Origin of the sequence: Burkholderia sp. Ac-20353 (genome assembly GCF_017104785.1) — a bacterium.
Lineage (GTDB): Bacteria > Pseudomonadota > Gammaproteobacteria > Burkholderiales > Burkholderiaceae > Burkholderia.
The window spans coordinates 1-4,552 of sequence record NZ_JAAGPL010000353.1; the positions used below are offsets into that span (position 1 = coordinate 1).

Genomic DNA, 4,552 nt, shown 5'->3' on the forward strand with positions numbered 1-4,552 from the left:
TCCGTCGCGCGGCGCGCTGCTGCGCCGGCCGGAGGGCTGGCTCGCGCTCGCAGTCGTGTGCGCGCTGCCGCTCGCGTTGCGCTCGGGCTCGCTCGCGACCGAGGTGCTCGTGTTCGCGCTCGCCGCGCTCGGCTGCAACCTGCTGCTTGGGCTTACGGGGCTGCTGTCGTTCGGGCAGGGGATCTTCTTCGGGCTCGGCAGCTATGCGGCCGGCATCGTGCTCACGCACGGCGTCGCGTCGACGCCGGTCGCGCTGGCGGCGGCCACCGCGCTCGGCGCACTCGCGGCGCTGCTGGTCGGCTGGTTCTCGATCCGGCAGCGCGGCACTTACTTCGTGATGCTGACGCTCGCGTTCGGCCAGCTGTTCTACTTCCTCGCGTATACGACGCCGGACCTGACGGGCGGCGACAACGGGCTGCTCGACATCCCGCGTCCGGCGCTGTCGCTGTTCGGGCATTCGTTCGTCGTGCTCGATTCGCCGTGGCGCTACTACGGCTTCGTCGCGGTGCTGTTCATCGCGGTGTTCTGGCTGCTGCTGCGTGTGTCGCAATCGGTGTTCGGCCGCACGCTGCTCGCGATCCGGGACAACGAGGCGCGCGCGGCGGCCGCCGGTTACGACGTGAAGCGCTTCAAGCTTGCGGCGTTCGTGATCTCGGGCGCGGTGACGGGGCTCGCGGGCGCGCTGCATGCGCTGATGACGGGCATCGCGCCGCTGTCGAACATCGACTACCACACGAGCGAGATGATCCTCGTGATGACGGTGATCGGCGGCACCGGCAACCTGTTCGCGTCGGTGCTCGGCGCCGCGTTCTACGTGCTGTTCGCCGACTGGCTGTCGACATTGTGGCCGCGCTGGCTGCTGCTGCTCGGCCTCGTGCTGATCGCGGTCAGCCTGTTCATGCAGCGCGGGTTGTGGGGACTCGGTGAGCGCGTCGCAGCATCGCTGCGGCGTACCGAACGCACGGCGGCTACGGCCAGGGAGCGGCAATGAGCGAAGCGATTCTCGAGGCGCGCGGCATCGTCAAGCGCTATGGCAAGTTCACGGCGCTCGGCGGTGTCGACCTGCGCATCCTGCCGCGCACCGTGCATTCGGTGATCGGCCCGAACGGCGCGGGCAAGACGACGCTGTTCCATACGCTGACCGGCACGCTGCCGATCACGTCCGGCTCGATCGTGTTCGATGGTCACGACGTCACGCGCGAACCCGACTACAAGCGCGTGCGGCGCGGCATCGCGCGCTCGTTCCAGGTGACGAGCCTGTTCGCGAGCCTGAGCGTGCGCGAGAACCTGCGGGTCGCCGCGCAGGGCGTCGATGCGCGCCGCGCGCTGAATGCGTGGACGCCGCCGCACGGCGCGCTCGCGCACGACGGGATCGTCGACGCGGTGCTCGAACGCCTCGGCCTGCAGCGTTTCGCGGCGACGGCGGCGGGCGCGCTGTCGCACGGCCAGCAGCGCCGGCTCGAAGTCGGGATGGCGCTCGCCGCGCGGCCGCGTGCGATCTTTCTCGACGAGCCGACGTCGGGAATGGGGATCGACGATCTCGACGACATGAAGACGCTGATCCGCGGGCTGCGCGACGACTACACGGTCGTGCTGATCGAACACAACATGGGCATCGTGATGGACATCTCCGACACGATCACGGTGATGCAGCAGGGCCGCGTGCTGGTCGAAGGCAAGCCGGACGCGATCCGCGGCGACGAGCGCGTGCGCGCCGCCTATCTCGGCAACATGATCACCGGAGGCCGCGCATGATCCTCGATGTGCGGGACATTCACGCCTGTTACGGCAAGAGCCACATCCTGCAGGGCGTGTCGCTGTCGGTGCGCGACGGCGAGACGGTGACGCTGCTCGGGCGCAACGGCGCGGGCAAGTCGACGACACTGAAGACGATCGCGGGCGTCGTCGCGCCGACGGGGGGCGCGGTGACGTTCGCAGGTGCTGCGATCGCGGGCAAGCCCGCGCACCGGATCGCCGCGCGCGGGCTGTGTTTCGTGCCCGAGCATCGCGGCATCTTCCGGCTGCTGTCGGTCGAGGAGAACCTGCGGCTCGGCGCGCGCCGCGATTCGCCGTGGCAGCTCGACGACATCTACCGGATCTTTCCGCGCCTGAAGGAGCGCCGGCGCAACGGCGGCGCGCAGCTGTCCGGCGGCGAACAGCAGATGCTCGCGATCGGCCGCGCGCTGATGAACCATCCGCGGCTGCTGATGCTCGACGAGCCGGTCGAAGGGCTCGCGCCGGTGATCGTCGAGGAGATCGTCGCGCAGCTCCGGCAGATCAAGGCGGCCGGTGTCGCGATCCTGCTCGTCGAGCAGAACCTCGAAGTCTGCACGCAGCTCGCCGACCGGCACTACATCATCGAGCAGGGCGTGATCGTCTACGAAGGCGGCAATGCGGCGTTCGCCGCGGACCGCGAAGTGAAGGACCGTTACCTGGGCGTCGGCGTCGCGTGAGCGCCGCGTCTTCTCATTGCGAGGGATTTCATCGATGCAAGTTCAGGACTCGACAATTGGCGTCGCGACAGCCGGCCTGCGCGTCGACGGCGCGCGGCTGTGGGACAGCCTGATGCGTCTCGCGCGGATCGGCGCCACGCCCAAGGGCGGCGTGTGCCGGCTCGCGCTGACCGAGCTCGATCGCGAAGCGCGCGACCTGTTCGTCGCGTGGGCGAACGCGATCGGCTGCACGGTGCGCGTCGATGCGATCGGCAACCTGTTCGCGCGGCGCGCGGGCGTGCGTGACGACCTGCCGCCCGTGACGACCGGCAGCCACATCGACACGCAGCCGACCGGCGGCAAGTTCGACGGCAACTACGGCGTGCTCGCGGGCCTCGAAGTGCTGCGCACGCTCGAGGATGCGGGCGTGCGGACGCTGGCGCCGCTCGAGGTCGCGGTGTGGACCAACGAGGAAGGCTCGCGCTTCGTGCCGGTGATGATGGGCTCGGGCGTGTTCGCGGGCGCGTTTACGCTCGAGCATGCGCTTGCGCAGTGCGATCGCGACGGCGTGTCGGTGCGCGACGCGCTGGCGGCGATCGGCTATGCGGGTGAGCCGAGTGACGCGCACCGGATCGGCGCGTACTTCGAGGCGCATATCGAGCAGGGGCCCGTGCTGGAGGCGCACGGCACGACGATCGGCGTGGTCGAAGGGGCGCTCGGCCAGCGCTGGTACGACGTGACCGTGCACGGGATGGAAGCGCACGCGGGCCCGACGCCGATGGACCTGCGCCGCGACGCGTTGCTCGTCGCGGCCGACCTCGTGCGCACGGTGAACGCGATCGCACACGCGCATGCGCCGCACGGACGCGGCACGGTCGGCTGGATCGACGTGCATCCGAATTCGCGCAACGTGATTCCGGGCCGCGTGACGCTGACCGTCGACCTGCGCGCGGCCGACGACGCGTCGCTGGCCGCGATGGATGCCGAATTGCGCGCGGCCTGCGCGGAAGCGGCCGCGAAGGCCGGCATGCGGATCGACGTCGAGCAGGTCGTGTATTTCCCGCCGCAGCCGTTCGATGCGGCGCTCGTCGAGACGGTGCGCGCGGGCGCGGCGGCGCTCGGCCTGTCGTCGATGAACGTGATCAGCGGCGCGGGCCATGACGCCGTGTATCTCGCGCGCGTCGCGCCGGCCGCGATGATCTTCGTGCCGTGCAAAGACGGCATCAGCCACAACGAGATCGAGGACGCCGACCCGGCCCACCTCGAAGCGGGTTGCAACGTGCTGCTGCACGCGATGCTCGGCGCGGCCGGCGTGGCCGGCACGACCGGGGAGGGCGCGCAATGAGGATCCTGATCGCCCGGATGAATCACGAGACCAACACGTTCTCGCCGGTCGCGACGCCGCTCGCGGCGTTCGGCCGCCACGGCCCGGACTGGGGCGAGTACGCGTACCGCGCGAACAAGGGGATGCGGACCGCGATGGCCGCGTTCATCGACGCGGCCGAACGCGACGGCGCCGAACTCGTGACGCCCGTGTCGGCGGCCGCGAATCCGAGCGGGCCCGTCGCGGCCGCCGCCTACGACGCGATCTGCGACGCGATCGTCGCGGCCGCGCCGGGCTGCGATGCGGTAATGCTCGACCTGCACGGCGCGATGGTCGCCGAGCAGACGCCCGACGGCGAAGGCGACCTGCTCGCGCGCGTGCGCGCGGCGCTGCCTGGCGCGCCGATCGCGGTCGCGCTCGACCTGCACGCGAACGTCACGCAGAAGATGATCGATCACGCCGATGTGATCGTCAGCTTCAAGACCTATCCGCACGTCGACATGTACGAGACCGGCGCGCAGGCGGCGCGGCTGCTGCTCGACCGGATCCACGGCCGCGCGCGTCCGGTGCTCGCGTGGCGGCAGCCGCCGCTGCTGACCTCGACGCTGCGCAGCGCGACCGCGCAAGGGGCGATGCGGCGCGCGGTCGACGCGGCACGCGAGGCCGAGGCCGGCGGAATGCTCGCGGTGTCGGTGTTGTCCGGCTTCTCGCTTGCGGATATCCCGGCGCCGTGCATCAGCGTGGTCGTGGTCGGGGATGCCGACGCGGCGGCGGCCGACGCGGCCGCCGAGCGCAT

The 4,552-nt window shown here is 70.7% G+C and carries 5 protein-coding genes; all 5 read left to right on the plus strand.

Features of this window, described 5'->3' with window-relative positions; translation table 11 throughout:
• Nucleotides 1–991, plus strand: a 991-nt coding sequence (locus G3N94_RS39795) for a branched-chain amino acid ABC transporter permease (protein WP_205799668.1), incomplete at its 5' end; no start/stop codon positions are given.
• The gene (locus tag G3N94_RS39800; RefSeq protein WP_205799669.1) at nt 988–1,755 is read left to right on the plus strand and encodes an ABC transporter ATP-binding protein; all 768 of its coding nucleotides are present in this window, start codon (nt 988–990) and stop codon (nt 1,753–1,755) included. The genes G3N94_RS39795 and G3N94_RS39800, both read left to right, overlap by 4 nt.
• Nucleotides 1,752–2,453 (plus strand): ABC transporter ATP-binding protein, encoded by a 702-nt coding sequence (locus G3N94_RS39805; protein WP_205799670.1) that lies wholly within the window; start codon nt 1,752–1,754, stop codon nt 2,451–2,453. The genes G3N94_RS39800 and G3N94_RS39805 overlap by 4 nt, the downstream gene beginning before the upstream one ends.
• A gap of 34 nt (nt 2,454–2,487) precedes the next feature.
• Entirely contained in the window at nt 2,488–3,777 is a 1,290-nt protein-coding gene (locus G3N94_RS39810; RefSeq protein WP_205799671.1) for a Zn-dependent hydrolase, read from the plus strand.
• Nucleotides 3,774–4,552 (plus strand): M81 family metallopeptidase (locus tag G3N94_RS39815; RefSeq protein ID WP_205799672.1); only part of this gene is annotated, 779 nt, incomplete at its 3' end. The genes G3N94_RS39810 and G3N94_RS39815, both read left to right, overlap by 4 nt.

What these genes read in the sequence shown, in the direction of transcription:
- G3N94_RS39800 (WP_205799669.1), top strand. Translation starts at nt 988, where the DNA reads ATGAGCGAAGCGATTCTCGAGGCGCGCGGCATCGTCAAGCGCTATGGC.
- G3N94_RS39805 (WP_205799670.1), top strand. Translation starts at nt 1,752, where the DNA reads ATGATCCTCGATGTGCGGGACATTCACGCCTGTTACGGCAAGAGCCAC.
- G3N94_RS39810 (WP_205799671.1), top strand. Translation starts at nt 2,488, where the DNA reads ATGCAAGTTCAGGACTCGACAATTGGCGTCGCGACAGCCGGCCTGCGC.